The following is a 510-nucleotide window of genomic DNA, read 5'->3' on the forward strand; positions in this document are numbered from 1 at the left end:
TCCGATCGAAACGCAATCGAAACTCCGCCGCGAGTGGATCTGAAAGGCCGCAGGTTGCACGCCGAAGGAAAAACCGGCGATTTCACCCACGAGCTTGTTCCGGATTGCTTTTGCGAAGTCGGCTGTGTTTTCGACAGTGACGATAAAGGCTCCGGAACCGCCGATGACGCAGTTCTCATAATACAGTTCGACGTTGCCGGGACCAAAATTGTCGGGTGTGTCTGCTGAGTGCAACGAAATCGCCAGTCCGTTGATGGTGACGCCGGAACCAATGAGTGCGTCGCGCACCGGTGGAAGGGGCAAACCTGCATTGTTAGGTCCATCCCCGGAGACATCGATGACCATGCGGTCACCTATCGGCGAGCCTGCCAACAGCTTGCCCGCCGCCAGTAATGCTCCCGTGATCGAGGTGCCATGTCCTCTGACGATCGGCTGAACCCGCAGGGCCCCGGCGAAGCCGGCCGCGTCGTCGGGCGTGTCGAGAACGGTCCACGGCACCAGGACACGCTG

At 60.0% G+C, this 510-nt stretch carries 1 protein-coding gene; it reads right to left on the bottom strand.

Annotated elements, in window-relative coordinates; all coding sequences use genetic code 11:
- On the bottom strand, positions 1-498 hold a 498-nt coding region (locus tag EN862_RS34815; protein ID WP_245519816.1), incomplete at its 3' end, for a DUF1194 domain-containing protein.
- Between the last annotated feature and the right edge of the window lie 12 nt (positions 499-510).

Source organism: Mesorhizobium sp. M2E.F.Ca.ET.219.01.1.1, assembly GCF_004016445.2.
Taxonomy (GTDB): domain Bacteria; phylum Pseudomonadota; class Alphaproteobacteria; order Rhizobiales; family Rhizobiaceae; genus Mesorhizobium.